The 23760-nt window shown below is 62.5% G+C and carries 20 protein-coding genes; 6 read left to right on the forward strand and 14 right to left on the reverse strand.

Annotation, left to right across the window (positions count from 1 at the left end; all coding sequences use genetic code 11):
* Window positions 1-272: 272 nt before the first annotated feature.
* The 3 genes from IEV58_RS17235 to IEV58_RS17245 form a co-directional block, all read right to left on the reverse strand.
* Window positions 273-1955 carry a methyl-accepting chemotaxis protein gene (locus IEV58_RS17235; protein WP_188411071.1) on the reverse strand — a complete coding sequence of 561 codons (1683 nt, stop codon included), beginning with the start codon at window positions 1953-1955 and terminating at the stop codon, window positions 273-275.
* Between the two features lie 315 nt (window positions 1956-2270).
* Window positions 2271-2516 carry a hypothetical protein gene (locus tag IEV58_RS17240; RefSeq protein ID WP_188411072.1) on the reverse strand — a complete coding sequence of 82 codons (246 nt, stop codon included), beginning with the start codon at window positions 2514-2516 and terminating at the stop codon, window positions 2271-2273.
* A gap of 94 nt (window positions 2517-2610) precedes the next feature.
* Entirely contained in the window at window positions 2611-3288 is a 678-nt protein-coding gene (locus tag IEV58_RS17245; protein ID WP_188411073.1) for a hypothetical protein, read from the reverse strand.
* 412 nt (window positions 3289-3700) lie between these two features.
* Here IEV58_RS17245 and IEV58_RS17250 point away from each other — a divergent pair, with 412 nt between their 5' ends.
* Entirely contained in the window at window positions 3701-7765 is a 4065-nt protein-coding gene (locus IEV58_RS17250) for an ankyrin repeat domain-containing protein (protein ID WP_188411074.1), read from the forward strand.
* Between the two features lie 57 nt (window positions 7766-7822).
* Here the strand turns inward: IEV58_RS17250 and IEV58_RS17255 are convergent, their stop codons facing one another.
* Window positions 7823-8140, reverse strand: a complete 318-nt coding sequence (locus IEV58_RS17255; RefSeq protein WP_188411075.1) for a hypothetical protein — start codon at window positions 8138-8140, stop codon at window positions 7823-7825.
* Between the two features lie 125 nt (window positions 8141-8265).
* Here IEV58_RS17255 and IEV58_RS17260 point away from each other — a divergent pair, with 125 nt between their 5' ends.
* Window positions 8266-8670, forward strand: a complete 405-nt coding sequence (locus IEV58_RS17260) for a c-type cytochrome (RefSeq protein ID WP_229729566.1) — start codon at window positions 8266-8268, stop codon at window positions 8668-8670.
* Window positions 8671-8872: 202 nt separating this feature from the next.
* On the opposite strand, the gene IEV58_RS17265 is transcribed toward IEV58_RS17260, so the two are convergent.
* From IEV58_RS17265 to IEV58_RS17275, 3 genes are all read right to left on the reverse strand, one after another.
* Window positions 8873-10480 carry a catalase gene (locus tag IEV58_RS17265; protein ID WP_188411076.1) on the reverse strand — a complete coding sequence of 536 codons (1608 nt, stop codon included), beginning with the start codon at window positions 10478-10480 and terminating at the stop codon, window positions 8873-8875.
* 160 nt (window positions 10481-10640) lie between these two features.
* The gene (locus IEV58_RS17270; RefSeq protein ID WP_188411077.1) at window positions 10641-11000 is read right to left on the reverse strand and encodes an RcnB family protein; all 360 of its coding nucleotides are present in this window, start codon (window positions 10998-11000) and stop codon (window positions 10641-10643) included.
* Window positions 11001-11086: 86 nt separating this feature from the next.
* Window positions 11087-11815, reverse strand: coding sequence for a YoaK family protein (locus IEV58_RS17275; RefSeq protein ID WP_188411078.1), 729 nt, complete (start codon window positions 11813-11815; stop codon window positions 11087-11089).
* A 192-nt stretch (window positions 11816-12007) separates the two neighbouring features.
* Between IEV58_RS17275 and IEV58_RS17280 the strand changes: the two genes are divergently transcribed.
* Window positions 12008-12913: an isocitrate lyase/PEP mutase family protein gene (locus IEV58_RS17280; protein WP_188411079.1), complete on the forward strand. Its 906-nt coding sequence runs from the start codon at window positions 12008-12010 to the stop codon at window positions 12911-12913.
* Window positions 12914-12923: 10 nt separating this feature from the next.
* Here IEV58_RS17280 and IEV58_RS17285 read toward each other — a convergent pair whose 3' ends face one another.
* The gene (locus IEV58_RS17285; RefSeq protein ID WP_229729567.1) at window positions 12924-14951 is read right to left on the reverse strand and encodes a hypothetical protein; all 2028 of its coding nucleotides are present in this window, start codon (window positions 14949-14951) and stop codon (window positions 12924-12926) included.
* Complete coding sequence (locus tag IEV58_RS17290; RefSeq protein ID WP_188411081.1) at window positions 14936-17056, reverse strand: hypothetical protein; 2121 nt, start codon at window positions 17054-17056, stop codon at window positions 14936-14938. Before IEV58_RS17290 ends, IEV58_RS17285 begins: the two co-directional genes overlap by 16 nt.
* A gap of 306 nt (window positions 17057-17362) precedes the next feature.
* Between IEV58_RS17290 and IEV58_RS17295 the strand changes: the two genes are divergently transcribed.
* Complete coding sequence (locus IEV58_RS17295) at window positions 17363-17908, forward strand: MOSC domain-containing protein (protein WP_188411082.1); 546 nt, start codon at window positions 17363-17365, stop codon at window positions 17906-17908.
* A gap of 70 nt (window positions 17909-17978) precedes the next feature.
* Here the strand turns inward: IEV58_RS17295 and IEV58_RS17300 are convergent, their stop codons facing one another.
* From IEV58_RS17300 to IEV58_RS17320, 5 genes are all read right to left on the reverse strand, one after another.
* Window positions 17979-19343 carry an alginate lyase family protein gene (locus tag IEV58_RS17300; protein ID WP_188411083.1) on the reverse strand — a complete coding sequence of 455 codons (1365 nt, stop codon included), beginning with the start codon at window positions 19341-19343 and terminating at the stop codon, window positions 17979-17981.
* A 557-nt stretch (window positions 19344-19900) separates the two neighbouring features.
* Window positions 19901-20518 carry a hypothetical protein gene (locus tag IEV58_RS17305; RefSeq protein WP_188411084.1) on the reverse strand — a complete coding sequence of 206 codons (618 nt, stop codon included), beginning with the start codon at window positions 20516-20518 and terminating at the stop codon, window positions 19901-19903.
* A complete protein-coding gene (locus IEV58_RS17310; protein WP_188411085.1) occupies window positions 20515-21111 on the reverse strand; it encodes a hypothetical protein in 597 nt (198 codons plus the stop codon). The genes IEV58_RS17305 and IEV58_RS17310 overlap by 4 nt, the downstream gene beginning before the upstream one ends.
* Window positions 21108-21683 carry a phage replication initiator YdaU family protein gene (locus IEV58_RS17315; protein ID WP_188411086.1) on the reverse strand — a complete coding sequence of 192 codons (576 nt, stop codon included), beginning with the start codon at window positions 21681-21683 and terminating at the stop codon, window positions 21108-21110. Before IEV58_RS17315 ends, IEV58_RS17310 begins: the two co-directional genes overlap by 4 nt.
* A complete protein-coding gene (locus IEV58_RS17320) occupies window positions 21680-21886 on the reverse strand; it encodes a sigma-70 region 4 domain-containing protein (protein ID WP_188411087.1) in 207 nt (68 codons plus the stop codon). The genes IEV58_RS17315 and IEV58_RS17320 overlap by 4 nt, the downstream gene beginning before the upstream one ends.
* A 335-nt stretch (window positions 21887-22221) precedes the next feature.
* On the opposite strand from IEV58_RS17320, the gene IEV58_RS17325 reads away from it, so the two are divergent.
* On the forward strand, window positions 22222-22830 hold the full coding sequence (locus IEV58_RS17325) for an XRE family transcriptional regulator (RefSeq protein WP_188411088.1): 609 nt from the start codon (window positions 22222-22224) through the stop codon (window positions 22828-22830).
* 434 nt (window positions 22831-23264) lie between these two features.
* Window positions 23265-23723: a hypothetical protein gene (locus IEV58_RS17330; protein WP_188411089.1), complete on the forward strand. Its 459-nt coding sequence runs from the start codon at window positions 23265-23267 to the stop codon at window positions 23721-23723.
* Window positions 23724-23760 lie beyond the last annotated feature (37 nt).

The raw sequence follows: 23760 nt of genomic DNA on the forward strand, positions 1-23760 counted from the left end.
CCTCACACAGAACCAAAACCCGCCCCCATGAGTGTCAGGGATGTCTCCGAACGAGTGTCAGGGATGTCTCCGGTCTTTACACCAAGCCTTGGCATGACGAGGAACCAATGGCGTATGGCATGTGCGACTGCATGCTTCGAGACGGCCCTGACGGGCCTCCTCACCATGAGGGCGGCGGGGTGTGGCGCCGTTCTGCAGAGCCAACCAGACCCACAAAACCTCATCCTGAGGAGCCCTCGTAGAGGGCGTCTCGAAGGATAAGCCAAGCCCCCTCAGGCTGCCTTGACGTGACCCAGGAACGACTGCACCTCGCGGCCGAGATCGGCCGAGTGGCGCGCCAGTTCCTGCGCGGCCGACAGAACCTGGGCGGAGGCCGCTCCCGTGCTGCCGGCGGCCTGGGTGACATCGCCGATGCTGCTCGTGACGAGCTGGGTGCCCTGCGCTGCCTGCTGCACGTTGCGGGCGATCTCCTGGGTGGCCGAGCCCTGTTCCTCAACGGCGGCGGCCACGCTGGCCGCTATGCCGTTGATGTTCTCGATGGTGCCGCCGATGGCCTTCAGGGCGGCCACGGCCTGATCGGTCGCCGCCTGGATCTCGTTGATCTGGGTGGAGATTTCGCTCGTTGCCTTGCCGGTCTGCGCCGCCAGCTCCTTCACCTCCGAGGCGACCACCGCGAAGCCGCGTCCGGCCTCGCCGGCGCGGGCAGCCTCGATGGTGGCGTTGAGGGCGAGAAGGTTGGTCTGCTCGGCGATATCGCTGATGAGCTGCACCACCGCGCCGATCTTCTCGGCACCCGTCGCCAGCGACTGCACGATGGCGTCGGTGCGCTGCGCCTCTTCCACCGCTCCGCCCGCGATGCGCGCGGAATGGTCCACCTGCCGGGTGATGTCGGAGACCGAGGCGGCGAGCTGTTCGGTAGCGGAGGCCACCGTCTGGACGTTGGACAGCGTCTGCTCGGCCGCGCCGGCAACGGTCGTTGCCTGCTGCGATGTCTGTTCCGCGGTGGAGGACATGGCCTGGGCCGTGCCTTCAAGTTCGGTCGCGGCGGCGGCCAGCGAGCGCACCAGTTCCGAGGAGGAAGCCTCGAAGCTCCGGGTCAGTTCGTCGAGCCTTTGGGCGCGCCGTGCCTTGGCCTCGGTGTCCCGGGCGGCTTCTTCGTCGGCCTGCCTTTTCGCAATGAGAGCTTCCTTGAAGACCTGCACCGCGTCGGCGATCGTGCCGATCTCGGTTTTCTCGCCGCGCGAGGGGATCTCCACCTCAAGGTTGCCCTCAGCCAGGGCGCCCATGGGGCGGGTCACCGAGGCGATGCCGCTGCTGATGCCGCGGATGATCACGACGGCGGCCGCGATGGCGAGCGCGATGGCGCCCAGCGCGACGGCGCCGATGGTGGTCATGGTCATGGCTTCCGCTTCCTGACCCGCGGTGAAGGCCTCATCGGCGCCCTGGCGGGCCAGTTCGGCCAGCTGCTGCAATTGCGCCCGCCAGATCCGGCTCTGCGGCATCAGCGTCGTGGTGCTCAGCTGCCGGGCGGCGTCGGACCTGTATCCCTTCACCATGGCGATCATCTCGTTGCGGCCATTGAGCCACTGCTCGAGGGCGCCCTTGAAGGTGTCATAGGCTTCGACTTCCTCGGCGGAACGCGGTGTCGCCTCATAGGCCGCCTGGGCCGCCGCCACAGCTTCCAACTGCGCCGACATTGCCTGCTCCAGCTCCTCGCGCTGCTGGGTCGATTCCGTCGTCAGATAGCGCAGCGAGGTCACCTGCAGCGCCAGCATCTCATCGTTCAATCGGGTGGCCGCGCTCAGGGTCGGCATGGCGCCTTCATTGATGGTGGTGAGGGCCGCGCCGAGATCACGCGCGCCCTTGAAGCCGACGGCGCCGACCGCGACGATCGCGATGATCAGGAAGGTGAAAGCTCCGATGAGCTTCGACTTGATGGAGAGACGATTGAACATGTGGCGGTTCCTCAGCCTGGGCCTGCTCTGTGGCAGCGCGCGGGAGAATGCAGGAGAACCCCTAATCTTCGGTTGCTTTATTCACGAAAGTCTCCGGTGCCCCGCTTCACTCTCCATTCGTCATGCTTGGCCTTGCGGCACTGCTGTCCCGTTTAGCGCGGAGCGCGACAGACAGGAATGGTGCGGTCGCGGCGCTCTCAGCGTCATGCTCGCCCTTGTGGCGAGCATCCACGAATTTCTTCCTTTTTGAACGGAAACGCCGATAAGGCGTGGATGTCAGCCACAAGGGCGAGCATGACGGGCGGAGCTTGCAGCCTACCGCTGCCCCGCAGACCCAACAAAGGCATCATTGGCAATGCCAAGCCGCAGGTAATTATCGTTGACCCGCAGCTTCGGCTGGTCGGACCTCAGCACCTTCGCCTCGGCCTTCTTGCGCTCCGGCTGAACAACCGGTGCCTCAACCTTGCCGGGCCCGTCCTCACGCTTCGAAGGCTCCGCCGCCTGCACGGCTGCACTTGAAAGAGCAAGAACAAGCCCCGCCATCACCCTCATCTTCAGCAAGCCAGCCCCCTTGAACGAACGCCTACGAGTGTCGAGCCAAAAAGCGACCATAGTGCGGGGCGCTCATCATTCCGCTTCCACCACCATGCAATCTTCAGAAAGCATTGAACTCACGTGCTTGCTTCAGGAAATCATCCACTCTCGCCGGCCGTTCGGTGCCGGTGACGCTGGCAGAAAGCACCTGCATCTCCCATCTGGATAGCAAAAATCGGTGTTGGGTCACCGATGTAACACCTTCAATCTTCTGAGTGAGTTCGAACCGTCCCACCAAATCTTCGCCGTACTTCCGTACTTCCAGGTCCTCCGGACGCCCGCCGATCTCTGTGACAAGTTCCCTAAGAGTGTCCTCCTGGTCGCTTGAAGTCATCTCCCGGTCCGTCGTGAAGCAACTGACCTGGAGCCTTGTTCGCGCATCTTCGACAGCGGCAACCTGGATCAGCGCGGAATCCTCCGGCCTGTGTTCCGTTGCCTGATATGGCTCAGGAAAATCCACCTGATAGATGCAACTGGGCTGGGAAAACCGTGTCTCGGTTTGCTTCGTGGCACTCGGATTGGTCCGGGCGCGATGCTCTTTATATTTGAAGTAAGGACCGGACACGACGAAGCCTGCGAAAATAAGAGCGCCGATCGAGAAGGGGGCCGGCGAGGAGAGATCACCGCCGCGCTTGCGCAGCAGCCAGCGCAGGACTCGGTTATAAGCACGGGAATGCCCAGAATGGTCACGAACGATCCGAGGAAGGCGCTTTCGAAGCGAAGCGTGCTGTGCGGCCATGCATTGATCAGCGCCGCCACTGCGGCGACCGCGGCCATCAGTAAACCGGTGTATTCATAAGAAACTGCCCGGTGGATATGCTCGTTTTTTAGTTCAGGCGGGATGGATCGTCTTCACTCGGCCGCGTCGGTTGCCCTCCCCTGCAGATCGGTCCCAGAGACGGGCCTCTGGGAAGGTTCATGTCTCCGATCCTTGTATTAGTTTAAATTAACATTCATATTAAGGCCATAAACTCTCCGGAAATTCTTGTCGACAATTTTCATTCAGGGATGATATAGATCTTTAGATTTGAATGTTTTCCACAATACCAGATATATGCTTGCCGAATAGAGTCGTGCTATGCCGGGCCGACGCGGTTAGGCAGTTGGACGATCAGCGCCGGTCGACGTCCCCATCCGATACAGAGGCACTCATGGATATAGCTGCACACCAACAGCCGACTGCTCTCGCCGAGCGCCGGTCACAGGTCTCAGACGCGTCCTTCGACGAGGTTCTGCGAAAGGTCCAGGCGGGTGGCGGCGCGGCATCGAACGCCAGCAGTTCTGCGAAGTCCCCCACCGCAATACTCGTGGATGCCTTCGAGGAGGGCGATGTGGAGGCGGTGAAGGCCTTTCTGGCGAACCTCCCTGAGGGCTTCGATTTCAATACCCGTCGCAGTGCAGGGAATAGTCCAATTCCCCTGCTGCATCTTGCCATCGAGTTCAGCACGCTGAAAAACAACAACATCCTCAAGCTGCTGCTCGAGGATCCCAGGATCGATCTCACCACGCTGCCGCCCGACAGCGTGACCGCGCGCGGCATGCGCCTTCCCAGCGCGCTCGACTACGCGCGGTCGGTGGATGCGCAGCGCAGGACGCCCACGTCGGCAGAGACGGTCAAGCTGATCGAACAGGCCATGAACAGGGCCCTGCAGAAGGCCATAGCCAAGGGCGATGACAAGGCCGCCATCGCGCTGATCAAGGCCGGCGCGGAGGGAAGCTGGGACATCACTGGCCTGAGGGACCAGGGAGCGGGCGTCAGCATCCTCCACTATGCCATCGCGTTTGAACGCAAGGACGTGGTCGAGGCCATCCTGGAGGCAACGCCGGAGAAGGACCGCGACGCCCTCATCGAAACGGCCCTGGCGGGTCAGAACAACGCGCTGCACGTGGCCGCGGTCACTGGACAGACGGATATTCTTGAGATCCTTCGCCGCCGCACCGACGGCAGCCTGCGCCCGCTCGATGATCCCGCCATGAAGAACGAAGCCGGGCTGACGCCCGCCGATCTGGTCGCACATCACAAAAAGCGCGGCTTGGAGGTCGGGATCGGCGCGCTTGCCGACCTCGGCCTGATCGCAGGAGGAGTCGCGACCGGCCTTGCCATCGGCATTGGCTTCGCTGTCCTCGCCTATCTCTTGTACAAGCACCTGAACCAGCCGCCGGAAGATGCACCGCTCGCGGTCTCCTCTCCCTCGGAGACGGGCGGAAGCCTCGGCCCTTACACGACCCCGGCCCCGACAACAGGTCATCCGCCGCGTCCCAGTGCTCCCCCTCCGGGAACGATCCCATGGACCCCGACCGTCAGTACAGCTCAGCCCAGCCCGACCGTCGGGCGCACCTATTTTCTGCCTCCTGAACTCTGGGGGATGGTTGTGGAGGGCCTATGGGGTGACGATCCCTATGAGACCTTCCATACCCTCAGGAACTTCATGATCGCCGATCCGGAATTCGCGGCCTATATCACAGCTCAACCATCGGTTAACCGGAGATACAACGAACTTTCCCAGGCCGTGAACAGCGCGACAAGGGTCTGGAACGAGGCATTCCCGATGGGCAGTACCGCACTGCCGTACGAGACCCTCGTAAATTACCTCATCACAACCTATCGGTTCGTGAATCCTGCGCGTCGCATTGAGTTCGTGAACGCAATGCTAGACGCCGGAAGCCCATACGCACAACAGCACCTGACCACACTTTTCGAATTATGGCCCGTCTTAAGCGGAGATCAGCAGAACCGGCTCATCGACGCAGTGCTCAATCTGGCGGATGACCCAAATGCAATGGATATTCTCCTTCCGAGAGTTGTGTCGGTAATTGGAGATCTTGACGAAAGGCCGGAAGGACAGCGCTCGCCATCCGACCACCACGATCCCGACAGCCGGCTCAGTCGGATATTTGACTTGGTCGAAGACCACTGGAGCATCGACACAATTAGTTTCGAGCATCTCGATGAGGATCAGCAGTCGGTTGCGACCGCATTCCTCCGGGACGATGGGAACTTTCGACAGTTGGGACAGAACCTGCGTTACCTGAGCGACGAGCGGCAGCAGAGCATGATCGGCGCATTGCTCAACTACCTGAGGGCGGATGATAATGCTAGCAGGACTGCGGGAACTCTCGGTTTGGCTGGAGCGCTTCCTCTTGTTGGTTTCGAGGAGCAAGAGGAGATACTCGAATCTATAGTGGATATTGATGATCCACTATCTCGAAGATCCGCAATGGAGGCGGCTTGGCCACTTCTTGCATCTTTACCTGAAGATGCCCGCGCCGGCTGGGCTCATAGACTTGTTGAAGTTGCGCTTGCAGATGATCTCCCTGACCGTCCCGCTGACCGTCTTTCCGCTCTGAGCGTGATTGCCCGCGATATGGGCCTCGCGTCTGCGAACGATCGTGCGCGCGTTTTCGATGCCATCCTTGGCGCAGTCGATCAGGAGTATCCAGCGCTTGAATTTGAAGACCTTGAGGCCCTCAATTCAGGGTATCTTCTTGCTCTCGCCAGCTTCATCATTGGTGCTAGGCATCTGGACGACGCTCAGCGCCGGCGTTTGATGGATGAGCTCACGGCCTTGAACGATGAAGACCTCATGGTGGTGCTCGACGGGGGCGGCGCATCTTTAGGTGAACTCTCTCGTGAAGAGAGAGGTCTCCTGCAGCAACGCGTCTCACGCTTCGCGAACGAACGAGTGAGAAGTGCGGCTTTCGCGACCCTTCTCGGTCACGAGTTTGTCCCGCCGTCTTCGAACCTGCATCCCCGCCAGTCGGATGCCGACACATCGGCGCCGCCGCCGCTCACCGATCCCGCCGCCACGGAGGAGGTTTACGAGGACGGGCTCAACACGCTGGCGCTGCGCATCTTCAAGAGCATGGACTTCCACAACAGCACCATGCTCCCGCTGACAGACCAGACCCTGGCGCCGCTGTTCATCAACCTCGTCATCTATGCGCTCAACCACAATGGATTGAAGCTCACGCCAGGGCAGAACGTCGATGAGAAGGTCATGTATGAGGCCTTCGACAAGGTCATTACCGCGCTCCGATCCCGCGTCTGGAACGAGGCCAACAAGTATGGCGACAAGGCCAACGACGCAGCCGCGATCTTCAGCGCCTACTGGGACGCGGATATGCCGGGCCAGGGGCGTGGCTCCGATCAGATCGACGGGCTGGTCCGGCAGGCCTGGGAGAGATGGCTGGAGAGCAACAAGGTTGAGAGCCTGCCGGACGCCTCCTCCCCTGACGCCACGCCCCAGGATTACGAGGATGTGCTGAACACGCTGGTGGTGCGCATGGTGGACGGCATGGACTTCAGCGCGAAGACCATGGCCCGCCTGAATGACAGCCGGCTGGAGGGTCTGTTCCGCAGCCTCATCGTCTATGAGCTCAACCGGTCCGATCCCAAGGCGCAGGATCAGGTGGGCCTGAAGTGGAAAGTCTTCGGCAAGGTGCTGAAGGCCATCGAGGCGCGCCTGCCGCACGTGCTCCGGCATGACCCTCAAAAGGCTGCCGAGGCCACGGACATCTGGCGCAACGACTGGCGTAACGGCGGCGCGGACGATGCCGATGAGGTGGTCGACAAGGCCTTCTATGACTGGCTGGAAGACAAGGGCATTCCCATGGAGGCGCCGGATGATGTCAACTCCGAGGTCGCGGCTGCCATCGGCGAGGGCTACAGGCTGATCAGCACCCGGTTCCAATATATCCGCGATCTGGTCGATGACCCGGGCGTCATGACGATGTTCAGCAATGAGGGCGCCTATGAGGGCAAGGCCATCCGGATCACACAGGTGGACACCTCCAACGGCAAGATCGTCGGTAAATTCGTGGTCGACATCGAGGGCCTGACTTTCGACGACGCCTCGGCGGCATGGCAGGGTTCCAGCGCTGGCGCCCAGGCCCTGTGGGACCGCCGCTCGATCGCTGCGCAGGAAGAGCGGGGTCTCTACTTGGTCCTTAGGGATGTCTTCCACGGTTATGACGACCCAGCGACGGCGCCGATAATCCCGATCCTGAACCTCTCGCCGGCGCTGCGGCGCGCCCACCTGGACTGGCTGGCCCAGCAGTTCAGGAAGCCCGACTTCGACCAGGAGGGCTTCATTGCCGAACTGAAGCATCGCCAGTTCACCAAAAAACAGATCAGGCAGATGGTCGACAGCGGGTTCTTCGAACCTTATCCGGACCTGCTTGCGGAATTGAAGAAGATGCTCGGATCCGGTGCATAGCCCCCACAGGTTGGAGGGTGAGCGAGCACGTTCTGCTCCATTGCGGATGCATCGCGCTCAGTCCTCCGGATGGACCTCACACGGCAGCGGACCGGGTGGAGCAGGGCGGCCGGTTCTGACCCGGCGCGGGCTTGCCCGGCAGCGGGCGAGGGCCTTTGCCTTCTTCAGGTCGATGCCGGCGCCCTCGGCGACGCGGCGGCCATAGTCCTCGTCGCATGCCAGAAGTGCAGACCATGCGCGCGGTGCTTCGGTGAGCCCGCCCATGGAGCCCGGCTCATAGTTCACATGCTTGCTCTGTTCGGGCCCGCAACGGTCGGGGATCAGGATGGAGTGAGTGCCATCGGGCTTCGCTTTGGCGGAGAGGCGACAGAACATGGTGGCGGCTCGCGGCGAGCCGGCCCCCCGTGCGAACACTGGGACTACTTTCCTTTGTAAAGAACTATTTTGGGTCTTGAAATAACGTGCTAGTAATCATCCGCGTCACTGACGGGGCGCGGGACATGAAAACAGTCACAACAGCCTTGGCCGCACTTGCCGCCATCGTGGCGACCGATCCAGCCGATGCGCAGGACAGGCTGAAACGCGGCGAATACCTTGCCAACATCATGGACTGTGGGGGATGTCACACCCCCGGCGTCTTTCTCGGAAAGCCGGACCAGGAGCGCTATCTCGCCGGTTCGGAAGTGGGCTTCCAGATTCCAGGGCTGGGAATATTCTATCCCCCAAACCTCACGTCCGACCAGGAAACGGGTCTGGGCAGCTGGAGCGAGGCCGAGATCATCACGGCGGTGCGAACGGGCGTTCGTCCCGATGGGCGGGAGCTGGCGCCGGCGATGCCGTGGCGCGCCTATGCAGCGCTCAATGACGCCGACGCTCAGGCGCTGGCGAGATACTTGAAAGCCTGAAGCCGATCGCCAATCGCGTCCCGGATCCCGTCGGCCCCGGCCAGACCCCGCCCGGTCCCTATCTGACGGTGGTTGCGCCTTAGGGATCCTGCGCCTTGAAGGCGAGGGGTCCTGCTGGGCGTCGATCTCGGGCTGAGGGCCGGCGCAGTCCGGGAGCGACCAGCGTACGTCCCTTTGATCGGCCTAGCGGAGCCGGAACTTCTTATTCCGCCGCGTTGGTGGTCACCCGCGGCGTTCCTTCTTCCAGCTCGCCGGAGCGATAGGTGCTGCCTTCGCGGTTCTGGCCCGGCGCGGGTTTGCCCGGCAGCGGGGCGAGGGCCTTGGCCTTCTCCAGGTCGATGCCGGCACCCTCGGCCACGCGGCGGCCGTAGTCCTCGTCGCAGTGCCAGAAGTGCCAGACCATGCGCAACGCGATGTGCTCCGGGCAGTCCTTCATGTCGGCGACGAGGTTGTTGATCAGGTCGTCGCGCTCCCAGTCCTCGAAGGTGCGATAGCGCTCGCCAGCTTGCGTGTAGTCATCCGCCGTGCGCGTCAGCTCATAGCGGCCGAGGTGGCCCTCCACCCACTGGTGATAGTCCCGCTCGCGGCGGGGCGCCTCGTTGAGCCCGCCCATGGAGCTCGGCTCATAGTTCACATGCTTGCTCTGCTCTGGCCCGCGGTCGACGTGATAGGCCATCTGGCCGTCGCGCTGGTTGGTGTTGGCGCGGGCCTCGTCCTGCGGGCTGTTCACGGGGAGCTGCAGGTAATTGGCGCCCACGCGATAGCGCTGGGTGTCGGAATAGGACAGCGTGCGGCCCTGCAGCATCTTGTCGTCGGAGAAGTCGATGCCATCAACCAGCACGCCGGTGCCGAAGGCCGACTGCTCGGTCTCGGCAAAGAAGTTGTCGGGGTTGCGGTCCAGCACCAGGCGGCCAACGGGCAGCAGCGGGAACTGGTCCTCCGGCCAGCGCTTGGTGTCATCGAGCGGGTCGAAGCTCAGTTCCGGATGGTCATCGTCCGACATGATCTGGACGCACATTTCCCATTCTGGATAGTCGCCGCGCTCGATGGCGTCATAAAGGTCGCGCGTGGCATGGCCGGTGTCCTGCGCCTGGATCTCGGCGGCCTGTTCGCTCGTCAGGTTCTTCACGCCGAGCCTGGGCTCGAAGGAGAACTTCACCAGCACGGCCTCGCCGGCATCGTTGATGAGCTTGTAGGTGTTCACGCTGGAGCCCTGCATGTGCCGGTAATTGGCCGGGATGCCCCAGGGGCTCTTCACCCAGGTCACCATGTGCAGCGATTCCGGATGGTGCATGACGAAGTCGTAGAAGCGCCAGGCCTCCTGCCGGTTGGAGACCGGATCCGGCTTGAAGGCGTGGATCATATCGGGGAACTTGATGGCATCGCGGATGAAGAAGACCTTCAGGTTGTTGCCGACGAGGTCCCAGTTGCCGTCAACGGTTTTGAACTTGATGGCAAAACCGCGCGGATCGCGCGCCGTCTCGGGCGAATCCTTGGAGCCGATCACGGTGGAGAAACGCAGGAACACCGGCGTCTTCACGCCTGTCTGCGTCAACACCTTGGCGCGGGTGTATCTGGAGGCCGGCTCGTCGCCGATCTTGCCATAGGCCTCGAAGTATCCGTGGGCGGCCGTGCCGCGCGCATGCACCACCCGCTCGGGGATGCGCTCGCGGTCAAAATGCGTGATCTTCTCGATGAACTGGTAGTTTTCCAGCGTGGCGGGCCCGCGCTCGCCAACGCTGCGCAGGCTCTGATTGTCGGCCACCGGGCGGCCTTGCCGCGTGGTCAGGGTGGTGCGTTTGTCGGACATGGGGCGGCTCCTGAGTGGGCATGGTTTTGGCCGCGCGCTCGGACGCCGTGCCGGGCGCGCCTCTGGCGGGACAACGGGCCACCACCGGTGTTGTTCCAAAAGAAAACGCCCCGGCCAGGCCGGGGCGCTCCATTGTCAAAACGATCGATGCCGAAGGCGATCAGCGTGCGGCGGCAAGGCCGAGGATCAGGCCGCTGGCCATGCTCAGCAGCATGTAGTTGTTGTCGACCTTGACCCACTGCTGGCCGGGTCCGGGGCGACGCAGGCCATGGCGGTGGTAGTCCTTCACCACCGGCTGGCGGCGCCAGTTGGAGACATGCTGGCCGCGCTTCCAGTCGTGCCGGCGAACATTGTGGTGCCGGCGCACGTCGCGGTGCTGCGGACGGGCGTGGCGCTGCGGCTCCACCCGGTGCGAGTGGCTGTAGCCCGGCCTCCGCTCGTCGTGGCGCGGGGCGGCCTGGGCCAGCGTGGGGGCGAGGAAGGAGAGGATGACGGCAGCGATGATGGCGGGCTTCAACATGGGAGGTACTCCTGAACAGATGCCCGGACCTTACGGCCTCGCAGCTGAACCCAAGGTGAACGTGAAGGTTAATGTTTTGTAACGATTCAGGTGCTTTCGGAGGCCGTGCGACCGGCGCGGACAAGTCCGTTGGCCGACACCAGAAGGAGGATCGCCGCTGTGGCGAGCAGCAGCAGCTCGCCGACCCACTGGTAGATCATCACGCCGGCGATGCCGCCGAGCAGGAAAGAGAGCACCGTTGCTCCGTGCAGCCGCAGCTTCGCCCAGACGGCGCCTGCGTCGTGGCGCGGCTCGCGGCCCCGGGCCATGTCGATGAGCATGCCGAGCTCGATGCCGATATCGGTGGACATGCCCGAGATGTGGGTCGTGCGCACCCGGGCGTTGGAGATGCGCGTCACCACTGCGTTCTGCAGGCCCATAAGAAAGCTGAGCCCGAGGATCAGCGCTGCTGTGCGGACCCCCGCCGGCAGCCACATCGCGGCCAGCGCGAGAACCGCCAAAAGGATCGCTTCGGTGAGGACGCTGAAGGCGTAGATGCCATGGATGCGCCGCCGCCGCCCGGCGTTGATGAGAAGCGTGGAAACGAGCGCGCCGGCGATGAAGATCATGACGATGGCAAGGAGGAAGCCGCCGATGCCCAGGTTGCCCAGCGCCAGATTGTCCGAAAGCGCCGAGACATTGCCTGTCATATTGGCCGAGAAGAAGCCCACCGCCTGGAAGGCGGCGGCGTTCAGCGCACCGGCGATCGCGGCCAGCGTGCAGGCAAGCTTCTGGTCGGCACCGCCGCTGCGTTCGTCGCCCTGTTGGATCAGCATGCTGTCTCCCGCTCGTCCCAGCGGTTTTCGATGCGCTCGTCCCGCCAAAAACGAGGTTACGGCGAGAGTGCGGAGAAAGAAAAGGCGGCGCGGCGTCCTGCCCCCGCCTTGACCCGCCGCCGCCCGCCGATAGCATGGCGCCCACAAACCCGCGCGCCAGACTGCGGGCCCCACCTCGAGGACACGCCCCCCATGACCCAATCCCGCCTTCGCCCCACCACAGCCCTGCGCAAACTTCTGGCGGATGGCACCTTCCTGCATATGCCTGCCGTCTATGACGCGCTCGGCGGCCGGCTGGTGGAAAGCCTCGGCTTCGAGGCGGCCTATGTCGGCGGCTACGTCACCGGTGGCTCCAAGGCGGTCACCGAGCCGCTGCTCACCATGACCGAGCAGGTGGGGCTTGCCCATGACGTCGCCACGGCCATCGATATCCCCGTGGTGGTGGATGCCGGCGCCGGCTTCGGCGAGCCCCTGCACACCATGCGCACGGTGCGCGAGTTCATCGACAAGGGCATTGCCGGCGTCCACATCGAGGACCAGCTCTACCCCAAGCGCGCGCATTACCACACCTATGTGGCCCATGCGGTGCCGACCGAGGAATTCGTCCAGAAGATCGAATTCGCAGCCCGCGAGCGTGACGCGCGCGATCCTGACTTCGTCATCATCGCGCGCTCCGACACCTGCCGCTTCTTCGGCGTGGAGGAGGCCATCGGCCGCGTCAACAAGGCGGCCAGGGTCGGCGCCGATTACGGTCTCATCTTCCCCCGCAACGAGGATGAGGCCGAGCAGGCCGTGAAGCTCTCCGACGTGCCGCTCGTTTATGTGCAAAGCCGCGGCAACCGCGACGGCCGCCCCATCATCTCGCGGGACGACCTCAAATCCATGGGCTATGTCGCCTGCATCGAGGCGCAGGTCATGCTGTGCAGCGCCTTCCACTTCCTGAAGGAGTGCCTGACGGAACTGCGTGAGACCGGCGACTACACCGGCATCAGCGGAGAGGATTTCGTCCGCGCCCGCAAGGATGTCGAAGACCTGATCCGGCTGGAGGAATATTACGAGGTTGAGCGCGCCACCGTGGAGAAGGGCGAGACGGTGTGAGGCGAGGCGCTTATGGAGCGCCGGACCGCGTCCCGATAGATTGTCCGATGAAGAGATCGGCGATCCTGGAAGACGTATGAACAGGCTCCATCGACCAGATAACGCCATAGCTGTCGTCGGATATCCAGGACTTGTAGCGTGTCCGACGTGCGCTCGTGAGGCTATCCTTCTGAATGGCCATGATCATTACAAAATCAATTCCGTCTTTCGTATCGTGATGAACGCGCATTTCGTTTGGATCAATATGAAATGGCGTCGTAATTAGCTCTTCGAGGGAGATGCGGCGCTCTTCTGGTGTGAGGTCGGCGCCTTCGCGAGATGGCCAACACACCATATGAAGGGAAATGCCGTCGGTATTTATCCAGAAGTGCTTGGTGTCGGTTTTGCCCAACTTCTCCTGCTTCGGCGTATCTGGAAATCTGATCGTCTTGCCGCATCCATCTTCTTGAGGAAGAGGCAGCGGCAGCTCGGCGAGTTCTGCTTCTTCCTGCGTGAAGAGCGCGGCTATCCCTTCGTCTTTATAGTTTTTCTCCTGCGCCAGAAAATCAAGCACTCGCTTCTGATCTTGATCCGCGGGAGCTTCCGCATGCAGGGACTGCACCTGTCCGTCCGACAACAGAAGGATAATCTCGATTTTTTTGTGTGAACTGTCGAGGCCTGTGAGCCGTGCCACGATGCTGTCGCCGCGCTGCTCAATCTGGTAGGACTTGCCGGTCACCTTGTCGCCTGCGTGCTTGTCGAGGATAGCGCGTGCGCTCTCTTCCTCGACCTTCACCCGGAAGCGGTCCAGACAGGTGGTGGACAGGACGACGTCCTTCATCTTCCAGGCCGCAACGAATAGGCGTCCGTTCTCCGACGACTGATCGCTAAGATCAGGCCGGCTGGGGAACCTGACGGGAATCAGGCAGGAGGGATGTGAAAGCGTTTGGGGGTGCCCACCAGCGCCCAGCGTGTCGGGCCATTCCGCTGCAGGGTCGCGGAACAGCCGTTGCACTTGGTCCCGTTGACGTTCACGCGCCGCCTGCCCCGTCCCCTCCACAACGGAGCGAATGTCGATCATGGTGCCGTCCAGGATCTTCGCGGCGCTCGCGGAGCTTTCCTCATCGCTCATATCGACCAGCGAGACGATCAATGCCCCGCCGCTTGTCTCGACTGAATAGAGATCATCTTTGGACGGATGATAATGTTCGAGCCATTGCCGCACAAAAGGAAGACTGGGCTCGATTGAACTGTCCTTCCTGCATGTAATTTCTAGGAAGTCGATGAAATTCGGTGTTGCATATATAGTAGTCTGCGAAGAATTGCTTAGTTCAGTAATAATTTCGTGCTGCTGGGGTAAATCCAGTGGATGCGGGCAGTGGGTGGGCCATGGATGGGCAGCATCTGTCCTTGGCGTGTCGAGGGCCCCGAATTTGGCCTCGGGCGTGATGAGTTGCTCCACGAAGCGACGTGCCTGTTCCACGGTTTGGCCGTTTCGCCAGCGCGCGAGTGCATTCAGTTCCACGGTGATGCCACTGCCGAACTGCTTCGTGCGGGCGCGATAGTAGCGCTGGTCGCTCTCGTCGACCACCGCGGTCACAAGACCTTCTGCAGACAGGATTTTTGTCTTTGCCGATGACGTCAGGTTCAACTCGGTGAGATAGGCCTCAGCCGCAGCTTTGGCGGCTTGAGGATCACTGGGAAGATCTCCGCCGCGCTTGCAGGTCATGGCGACCGACCCATCATCGAGATCCATATCCAGAAATGCTGTGGTCGTACTCCCCTCCTTTTGGGGCAGTGGCCCGGTCATCAACGGCTGAGGAAACAGGATGGCCCGACCGCAACTGTCGTCTTTGACCTCCGCGTTCATGGAGCTGGCACCATATTGAGGCCACAAACCCTGAGCCTCGCTGTCCACTGCGGCAAGCACCAGCAGCGCGGCCCCGGCCAACATCCATCCCCAGCGCGTCATGCGACGATCCCCCATTGATCCCATGTCCCGCAAGAACAATGCATGAACATGCAGTCGGCTGCAATCCGATTCTACGGTGCCTTCCATTGAACGTCCCGGCTGGTGATAAAGGGCCGAAAACCTGCTTTCGGCTGAGCCTCCTCCAGCTGCGTCCGCAGGTGAACCAGCAGAATATCGCCGAAGCGGGATCCCGCCAGCCGTGCCAGATCGGCCGGATCCAGGGCGACGTCCTGCCCCAGATCGATATCGCTCTGGATGCGCCGCGCGCGATCCTCGGGGAGCACCCGCGCGAGATCCGCTGTGGCGATCCCTTGCGCTTGCAGTGCGCCTGCGAGGGTCGATCCATCGACATAGACCCGCAGTCCTCCCGAAATCTGCGCAGTCACACGGGCAAACTGGTCCGGGTCTTTCTCCCGAAGGCGGATGGCAGCAGGCGACGTGAGAACCTGGCGGGCAAGGTGAGCGGTCGTCCAAGGCTGGTTGACGCGGCTCGCGGGTCGGGGAATTTCGTGAGGTGGTTTCTCCGAGCTTCGGATTGAGTAGGGGAGCTCACTGATGTTTATATAGGTTTTGTCGTCATTTAGCTCTTCCAAATCTTTCTCGAGCTTTTCACGTATTTTTTCCTTAAAGTGCGTCTCTCCGATCTCTAAATATGGGCCCCATTTCTTAGGTAGATTGATAAAATCGAATGGATTAAATGAAATGTTTTTTGTTGCCTCCAAAAGGAAGGCGAGCTGTGATCCTCGCTCAATTTTACTGATGTCATTACTATAGAGATCACCGTAGCGCCCTTGCTTCCCAGTTCTGGCCAACGTATCGAACACGCCGCCCAGCTTTCTCCCAATCAACGGCACTTGACCCAGCAACACGCTTGGAATTTGCCGGCCGGTTTCTTCCGCCTCCAACCGTTCTGGCGCATATCGCATTCCCGGAGCGGGCGCATTATGCTCGCGTCCGTATTGTCCGAGCGCCTTTCCTTGTTCGACTTGTTGGCGGGCGTTGATTTCCAACTGGGCCGGCACGCCTAGCAGGCGTTTGATCGCTTCCTCCGCCGTTATAAGTTTTGCCCTAACTGGCCCGATCATTGCTATGGTCTTATTGGGAAGGAATCCTTCTCTGCGCACACGATCGCGATAATTGGCTAGTTGCTCGTCAGACATCTGAGCAACATCTTCCAGTTCGGCGATAATTTGTTTCGCGGTCACCGGAATTTCCGGTTGATCCAGGTTGAGATATCCCCAAGCCGACCATGCGTCGCCCATTGCCGTGAGAAAACCTACCTTTATTCCCTTAGGTACTTCCAATGCTGCTTTCGGGCGATATACCCTGTTATAGGCTCGGACTAACAAATAATTGATGATTTCTTCGGCATTTTCAGGGTCTTGTAGAATATCTTCGACACTGCTCTGTACGTCTTTTGGTTCGATCAGTGGGGCGAAACTGTTAGCTTTATGGAGCAACTCTGCGCGTTGTTCTGCCGTAAGATGTGCTGCCTCAGGAATTGAGCCGAGGTACTCTCTAAAATCGTTGTAAAGAAAATCAATCTGGTTCGTTATCATCAGTCGGCCTGGCACCACGCCAATTTGATTTGCGTCGTCTTCTCGTTCGGCAGCCCGTACGCCACCATAAACCGATATCAAATGATCGGCACCGTCGATGGTGAAGGTTGTGGGATCATTGGTGATCTCAGCTTGCTCCTGACCATCGGGAGGATTGCCCCATTCGGCCTTGTATCGGCGGCTTTGCTCATCTTCTGCGCGGCTCGATGAGGATTCGACGCGACGGGGGATCGCATAGGGGGAAATCCCGGGCGCGGGAGAAGCCTTGGCGGGTTCCGTCGCCGTTCCCGCCGCAGGAGCGGGAGCGGTATCCGGCGTGGATGGCGTAACTGGAGCAAGCGGCTTCCGCATCGCCTTTGCTGCTTCATCAACCCCTGCCAAGTATTCCCAATCCTCCGGCGTCAGGTCGAAAGCGCCATTGAATTCCCTGCGAACGGTGCGGGCCAGGGCCGGGTTGACGCTTTCTATGGCACCGATGCGCTGATCGGCATCGAACTGCTCGAGAATGTCTTGATTGGCATCGATGAAATCGCGGGTGAGGCCGAACCGCGTTATGTATTCGTCAGGCCGGAATGCGCCGGATCCATCTTCAGGATTGCGGCCAAGCGACGGCCGTTGTGACATCTCAGTCATGGTTGAACCTTGCGCTTGCGGAAAGGGGAAGCTGTCAGCGCTGCGCCGATGGGCCGGATCAGAAAAGAGGAAGGGAGTCAGCCTGCGACGGCACGGGTAATGCGGCGGCAGAAGGGCGGCAGCATGAATATCCGACGGTGCGCCAACACAGCGCGCCTGTCAAGTTTATTTTCCCATAACGGACAAAATACCCAATTTAGCCTGAGTGTCGGTGGATGGAAATTCTTTATGAGGCATCCCCTTCATATGAACGACGCATGACTCAGTGTAGGTGTCCGACATCCTTTCCGGGAAGGAGACGACGATTTGGCTCAAGGACGCGTCATTGCGGTTGCCATGGATGCGGAGCACCGCTTCTCAAAGATTGAGGTGCCGGAGATCCGCATCGTGGCCGGTCTCGGTGTGGAGGGCGACGCGCATCAGGGCGTGACGGTGAAGCATCGATCGCGCGTCGCGGCCGATCCCACCCGGCCCAATCTGCGGCAGGTGCATCTCATCCAAGCCGAGCTCTTCGATGAGCTTCGGGACAAGGGCTTTGCCGTGGGTCCCGCCGATCTCGGCGAGAACGTCACGACGCAAGGCATAGACCTGCTGGCGCTGCCCAGGGGAACCCTCCTGAGGCTCGGCCGGGATGTGCAGTTGGAGGTCACCGGCCTCAGGAATCCCTGCGGCCAGATCGACGAGTTCCAGCCGGGTCTGTTCAAGGCCGTCCTGGACAAGGGACTTGAGGGCGAGCTCATCCGCAAGACTGGCGTCATGACCATCGCCCGGGCAGGGGGCCTGGTGCGGGCCGGCGACGCGATCACGGTCGAACTGCCCCCGCCGCCCCACCTTCCGCTTGAGAAAGTGTAGAGAAATCGAGACCGCCACCCGTCATGCCCGTGGGGCATTTACGTTGAGCAACGCCAAAAACGGCTTCGCGCTATTCAAGGCCGCCGGCGCTTCCCGTCACGGTCTGCACCTCGCCGGCAAGCTGCTTTGATCGATGCGGATAAAGTCGCATAGCGATGGGCTGGCTGGACGCGCGCTCCCACATCAGTTTGGCGGCATCTTTCAGGTGGCTGTCGTCATAGGCCCAGGCGCTGGTCGCCAGAAGCTCGTAGAAGCGTTCGTGTTCCACCTGCATTTCGGCATAGGGCCATTCCGCCTCGCGTCCGGCAAAAGCTGCCAGGAAGTCGACAGAGGTGCGTATGGTCTGGTTGTCAGGTCCGGCATAATGCCAAAGGTCGAGCCCGACGCATTCTCCCAGGGTCGCAACCGCCGTCAGCGCTTGAGTGGCGTAAATGGAATAGAGCAGCGACCGAGTTCGCTCGATCTCATGCGGCATGGTGCCATTTGGAGCGATCTGGGTGGCGATCCGCCTCTCTCCTGCTTCTTCCGCGACTTCACGCGCCGTTTCGAGATCGCCGGCAAACAGCGCGAAGCTCATGAGCTGCGTATCATACCAGGAGCCGTGGTTGTTCTTGGCTTTTCCTGCATCCTGACCGTTGACGTGGGTTTTCAGCCAGCCGGTATAATCACGAAACCACTGCTTCAGTGCGGCCAGTTCCGCCGGACTGATCTCAGGCGAGGGCGCAAGCAAACCGATGGATTCAACAACGCCAAGCAGGCGCAGCGTGTCGATGATGCCATAGCTGCGGCCTTCGGCGCGGCCAGGAATGCCCTGGGCGAACCGCAGGTTCGGGTTCATCCGCGTGTCCGGCGTGATGAACCAGGCCTTGATCAGCTTAGCCGCGTGTTTCGCATAGCGTGGGTCATCGCTGAAATAGTAGGCGAGGGCGAGGTTCTGCGTGTCGAGAGAAAAGGCTTCGAGTCGCTGCAGATCGTATCTGTCTGTGGTGCGTTCCGGGTTGGCGTGCCCGTCCTTGCGAATGTATGGCGCTCCTTCGGGACCGCTTTCATCAGGCCACCAGTAGCTGCCGAGGCTCATGTAGTCAGCACGAGATCCGCCCGCCGGAACCCCAGTCTTGTGAACGACACTGTAAGGCCCGCGTGTCAGCGCCAGATCGGCCCGCTGCAGAAGGCTCTGATAGGCCGCTTCGTCGGCCATCAGGTCATGCCGGGCCTCTTTCAACCAGTCGGATCGCCACAGGAAGGTGCGGCGCCCCCCAAAAGAGGCAGCATATCCTTCTGCCCCCTGGCACGTATCGCGCCCGGGTTGGGCGACGTAAGACGGCACTGGCTCAGGCGAATTGCTGATGATCTGCACAGCAACCAGCCCGACACCGGCGAACAACAGGATGGAAAGCGCAGGCACCATATGGACGCGCCATCGCCGAGTTTGCATGTTGAAATTCCCCCGCTACGTGGGCAGACGCCACGTTCGTTTCGGGGGCAGGTTTAACAATAGTTAAATTGTTCGCAATATATTTCTGATTTGTTTCAATTTATCTCAGCGGGCCGGTTAATAGTTGCATATAGAGTAATTTTGCACGTTCTTGTTGTGCAGACCGGCGCAAGATATACGCAAAGGATATCAGCCAACTACGACGGGAGCTTCCAAGGAGTGCTTCTTCGTGTTTTCTGCGTCCGGCATGGCCTGAGGCGCCAGGCTTCATCTGCCGTGCCTGCCCGTCCTGCAAGCATTCGCGGCCTCAATCCCGCTGTTGCCGTCCCAAATTCCGAAACCGCCCACCCGTCATGCTCGCCTTGTGGCTGATATCCACGAATTTCCCGTGATGCTCGTGCCTATGGGTGTGGCCGATCCTTCGAGACGGGGCCTTTGGCCCTCCTCAGGATGAAGGTTGTGGTTTGGCTGGCTTGGCCAGCAGGTGCCGCGCCCACTCCCCTCATGCTGAGGGATCGCGCAGCGATCGTCTCGAAGCATGCGGCCACACGCATCCATCACCCCGCCATCCGCGAGGTCAGCCGCAGGGCTCGGGCCACCGCGTTCAGGCCCAGCCGCAAATCCCCCAGCTCGGTGTTGCTCATCAGCCCGCCGCCTTCCTCGCGGGCGCACACCTTGCGCATCACCGTGAGAACAGGCCCCGTGTTGTGGCCGGCAAAGCGCAGCTCCTGCACGGCGCGGAGGACGTCGGCATAGGCGCGCTTCACGGCGTTCGCGCGGGCCTCGTCCATGTCGGGGCCCTCGCCGGTGCCGGCGCCCGGCACCGCGCTCCAGGGCGTGCGGGGCCCCGTCACGTCGACGCCGAGCACGAGGCCATAGAGCCGCAGTCGTTTGCCGAATTCCATGCCGGCGTCATACTGCTCGCTGTTGATGTGGTTCCAGAGCCTGAGGCGCCCCAGCGGGTGCTCGGCCAGCTGCGAGCGTGCCCCGTCGACGCCGACGAGGCGCAGGCGCTGGGCGAGGGCGACGCCCATCACGTCCTCGGTCTTCTCCCGGACGCTCGCGCGCTTCGGGCGTCCATTGGCCTCACGCGGGCCTGCCTTTCTCTTGCGTCCTGCCATGTCGTCCTCACGTCGCTGAAAAATCACGGTGCGGGTCTTGCGCGTGCGCATCATCGGGCGGCTCCCGGCATGATGCTGGTGGTGCGGATCTCGCCGAGGAGGCGGGCGAAGCCTGCCGCCACGCGCATCCGCTCGGCCTCCGGCACCTCGCGCTCCACCTCCGCGTCCGTCAGCGCCAGGATGCGGGCACGTTCCTCATGGAGCGGCAGGGCCAGCGCCTCGCAGACGGCGGCAAGTTCCGCCGGCGTCGGGGCAAAGCGACCCGATCCCGCGCGGCCGTCGATGAAACGGGCGCAGGCCTCGCCCACCGCCCATTCCGGAAAGCGCGCGAGCGCCCGGGCATAGAGCCGCAGTGTCATGGCGCGGTCCTCCAGGCTTTCGCCGCCGGTGGCGGAGGGCATGACGAGCCGCAGCGCCACCACGCGGCTCTGGATGCGGGCCTCGTCGGTGTAGGGGGCAAGCGCGGCGGCAAGCGCCTCGGCCCGGGTGGTCAGCGCGATCCGCTCCGCGGGGGCAAGGGCTTGAGCCTCGGCAATGAAGCTGCGGCCACCACGCTCGATGAGCGCTGTGCGGGTGAGAAGCGCGGCAAGCGCCGGTGTCAGGGGCTCCGGGCGGCGGGCGGGTGTCGTGTGAACAGGCGTCGTCATGGGATCAGCCTCGTGGTTGACGGGTCGGTGTTGAGGGCCAGGGCCTCGGTCCAGGAGCGTCCGGGATGGGGACTGCCGCGCGCTTTGCGCGCCTCCAGCCATTCCGGCTCGAAGCCCTGCCAGCCGTTGGCGATCATGGTGTCGGCGGCGGCATTGGGATCGGCGCAGCGGGCAAAGCGGGCCGCCAGCAGCCGGGCGGCGTGAGGGCTCAGGGCTTTGCGCATGGCGCGGCGGTGCGCCACCACGGCCCCGGCGCGGGAGGCATCCAGCACGCGGGTCAGTTCGGCGCGTGCGGCCTCGTCCCGCCTGTCAGGGCGAGGGGTTGTTTTTTCTTTAGGGGGTGTGGGGGAGCTTTCTTTTTTAGGGGAGGGGGATCTGTCCACCTCCTGTCCCGCACTGTCCCCGCCTGTGTCCCGCGACGCACGCTGCCGGCGTTTGCGTTCCCGTTCGGCGCGGCGGCGCTCGGCAAGGCCCGCGCCTTCAGCCTCCACTGCGTCGACCGCCATGGCGATCACCTCGGCGCTGGCGCCGGCGGCGGCCAGGCGGCGCACCAGATCAGCGATCCCGCTCATGGCCTTCCGTCCTGCCGGCCGGCCGCCAATGCGTTGTAGATCTCGGCCTCGCTGCGCCCGGTCAGAGCGGCGATGTCGGCGCTGTCGAGCCCGGTGCGCAGCAGCCACAGCGCGCGGCGCTCCTCCTCCGGTCCCATGGGCGGGCGGTTGAGCGATGGCGGTGGCGACGGGCGGCGCCAGTTCGCAAGGTTCCAGAAGGCCATGGTGAGGTGTCCTCGTGACAAGCGGGCAAGGCTTCGCCGTCATCAGGGGCAACCCGGATGTGCGGCGGTTGTGGTCAGTCAGGCGCGGCATCAGCCGGAGGGTGCGCGGGGGGGCGGCCTGGGAGCGCTGCCGCCCCCCGCGCGTGGCCGGCGCTGGCCGGGGAGGGACGACCAGCGGGCCGCTTGGCGTGCGCCCCTCCCGCCGGCCTGGGGCCTTGTCGCGGGAGGTATGGTGGCGCTCATCAAGCATGACCATATGAAAGCAGAACTTTCCAAATCGTGCAAGCAAATCTTTCAGTGATTGAAAGCATGTCTTGCGGCATGGTGTCTGGAACATGGAGTCCATCGGTTCCCGCATCCGCTCCATCAGGCAGAAGGCCGGCCTGACGCAGACGGAATTCGCCACGCGCCTCGAGGGCGTGACACGCGGAGCCGTGGGCAACTGGGAGCGCGATCTCGGCATCAAGACCGAGAACCTGCGCGCCATCGCCCAGCAGTTCGACGTGGACTTCAACTGGCTTGCCACCGGGCGCGGCGCGCCGGTCAATGGTGCCGACAAGGTGCCGCTGGTGGGCAAGGTCGGCGGCGGCGCGGTGGTCTATCCCATCGACGATCACGCGGTCGGCGCGGGGCTCGACGAGGTGGACGCGCCGCCCCGGCGCACGCCCAACATGGTGGCGGTCGAGGTTGAGGGAGATTCCATGGCGGCCTGGAATGCCGACGATGGCTCGATCCTCTATTACGACGACCGGCAGGAGCCGCCGGATCCCGGCATGATCGGCAAGATCGTCATCGTCTGGTGCGAGGATGAGCGCGTGCTTGTCAAGAAGCTCCTGCCGGGATCAGACCCCGGCTCCTGGAGCTTGATGTCCTCCAACGGCGCCATCGAGCGCGACGTGCCGGTGCGCTATGCGGCACGGGTGAAGTTCATCGAGCCCCGGTGAGGGCTGTTTCCGTCGTGCTCGCCCCTGTGGCTGATATCCACGGATTTCTTTTCTGCCGCAGCCGCTGTTCTAGGCGTGGATGCTCGGGACGAGCCCGATCATGACGGTGGGGCTGGCGATGGGGTCTGGGCTTATCCTTCGAGACGGGCCTGCCGGCCCTCCTCAGGATGAGGCCGCAGGTGTTGCCGGTTCAGAAGAAGCCACCCCCACTCCCCTCATCCTGAGGAAGCCGCGAAGCGGCGGTCTCCGGAGTTTCGCAAAGCGAAATCTCCCGGGATAAGCCAAGCCCACCCGTAGGCACGACCTCTCCCCACGTCATGCTCGCTCTCACCCGGCACAGGGCCGAGCATGACGGTGAGAAAGCAAATCTTGCAAACCTGCTTGCGACTATTTGAAAGATATGCTTTCATTTCCTCCGCCACAGGAGAGCCCGCATGTCCGCCACGCCAGCCCTTGCTTTCATCACCCACCGCACAGCGAAGGAGCGGGCGCAGGCGCGGGCGATCGCCCGGGGCTCCCATGCGCTTGATGAGGCTCTCGCCGCCATCCATGCGGCCTCCGCCCGCCATGCCGAGGCCTGCGTCAAAACCCGCGCCCGCTGGCTCGCCGGCAGCGCCTTCCCACGCCGCGAGGAGGTGCGGGCCATGATGCACCCCCACCGCATCGCCTATCTCCTGTCGCGCTATCCCATGAGCGATCAGGAGATGCTCTCGGACGAGGTTCTGGCCGAGATCCGCCGCCGCCTTGCCAATGTGCGGGAGGCGGGGCGGCTCCATCACTGGATCTACGATCGCAACCGCGAGCTTGCCCTGCGCAACGCCTATCTCGCCGTACGCTGGGCGCGCTTCCTGTCGCGCCAGGCGGTGCGCACGGCGGCCATGGCTGCGGAATAGTTCAACTTTCGTCGGTATTTAATCACTTTCAGCCTTT

The organism is Agaricicola taiwanensis, assembly GCF_014635245.1.
Lineage (GTDB): Bacteria > Pseudomonadota > Alphaproteobacteria > Rhizobiales > Methylopilaceae > Agaricicola > Agaricicola taiwanensis.

Bases quoted from the DNA above. Each gene is read 5' to 3' on its own strand.
- IEV58_RS17255 (WP_188411075.1), bottom strand. From the start codon at position 8,140: ATGTTCTGTCGCCTCTCCGCCAAAGCGAAGCCCGATGGCACTCACTCC.
- IEV58_RS17245 (WP_188411073.1), bottom strand. From the start codon at position 3,288: ATGGCCGCACAGCACGCTTCGCTTCGAAAGCGCCTTCCTCGGATCGTT.
- IEV58_RS17320 (WP_188411087.1), bottom strand. From the start codon at position 21,886: ATGGCCTTCTGGAACCTTGCGAACTGGCGCCGCCCGTCGCCACCGCCA.
- IEV58_RS17290 (WP_188411081.1), bottom strand. From the start codon at position 17,056: ATGACTGAGATGTCACAACGGCCGTCGCTTGGCCGCAATCCTGAAGAT.
- IEV58_RS17285 (WP_229729567.1), bottom strand. From the start codon at position 14,951: ATGGAAGGCACCGTAGAATCGGATTGCAGCCGACTGCATGTTCATGCA.
- IEV58_RS17280 (WP_188411079.1), top strand. From the start codon at position 12,008: ATGACCCAATCCCGCCTTCGCCCCACCACAGCCCTGCGCAAACTTCTG.
- IEV58_RS17330 (WP_188411089.1), top strand. From the start codon at position 23,265: ATGTCCGCCACGCCAGCCCTTGCTTTCATCACCCACCGCACAGCGAAG.
- IEV58_RS17270 (WP_188411077.1), bottom strand. From the start codon at position 11,000: ATGTTGAAGCCCGCCATCATCGCTGCCGTCATCCTCTCCTTCCTCGCC.
- IEV58_RS17250 (WP_188411074.1), top strand. From the start codon at position 3,701: ATGGATATAGCTGCACACCAACAGCCGACTGCTCTCGCCGAGCGCCGG.
- IEV58_RS17300 (WP_188411083.1), bottom strand. From the start codon at position 19,343: ATGCAAACTCGGCGATGGCGCGTCCATATGGTGCCTGCGCTTTCCATC.
- IEV58_RS17235 (WP_188411071.1), bottom strand. From the start codon at position 1,955: ATGTTCAATCGTCTCTCCATCAAGTCGAAGCTCATCGGAGCTTTCACC.
- IEV58_RS17260 (WP_229729566.1), top strand. From the start codon at position 8,266: ATGAAAACAGTCACAACAGCCTTGGCCGCACTTGCCGCCATCGTGGCG.
- IEV58_RS17265 (WP_188411076.1), bottom strand. From the start codon at position 10,480: ATGTCCGACAAACGCACCACCCTGACCACGCGGCAAGGCCGCCCGGTG.
- IEV58_RS17315 (WP_188411086.1), bottom strand. From the start codon at position 21,683: ATGAGCGGGATCGCTGATCTGGTGCGCCGCCTGGCCGCCGCCGGCGCC.
- IEV58_RS17305 (WP_188411084.1), bottom strand. From the start codon at position 20,518: ATGATGCGCACGCGCAAGACCCGCACCGTGATTTTTCAGCGACGTGAG.
- IEV58_RS17325 (WP_188411088.1), top strand. From the start codon at position 22,222: ATGGAGTCCATCGGTTCCCGCATCCGCTCCATCAGGCAGAAGGCCGGC.
- IEV58_RS17275 (WP_188411078.1), bottom strand. From the start codon at position 11,815: ATGCTGATCCAACAGGGCGACGAACGCAGCGGCGGTGCCGACCAGAAG.
- IEV58_RS17310 (WP_188411085.1), bottom strand. From the start codon at position 21,111: ATGACGACGCCTGTTCACACGACACCCGCCCGCCGCCCGGAGCCCCTG.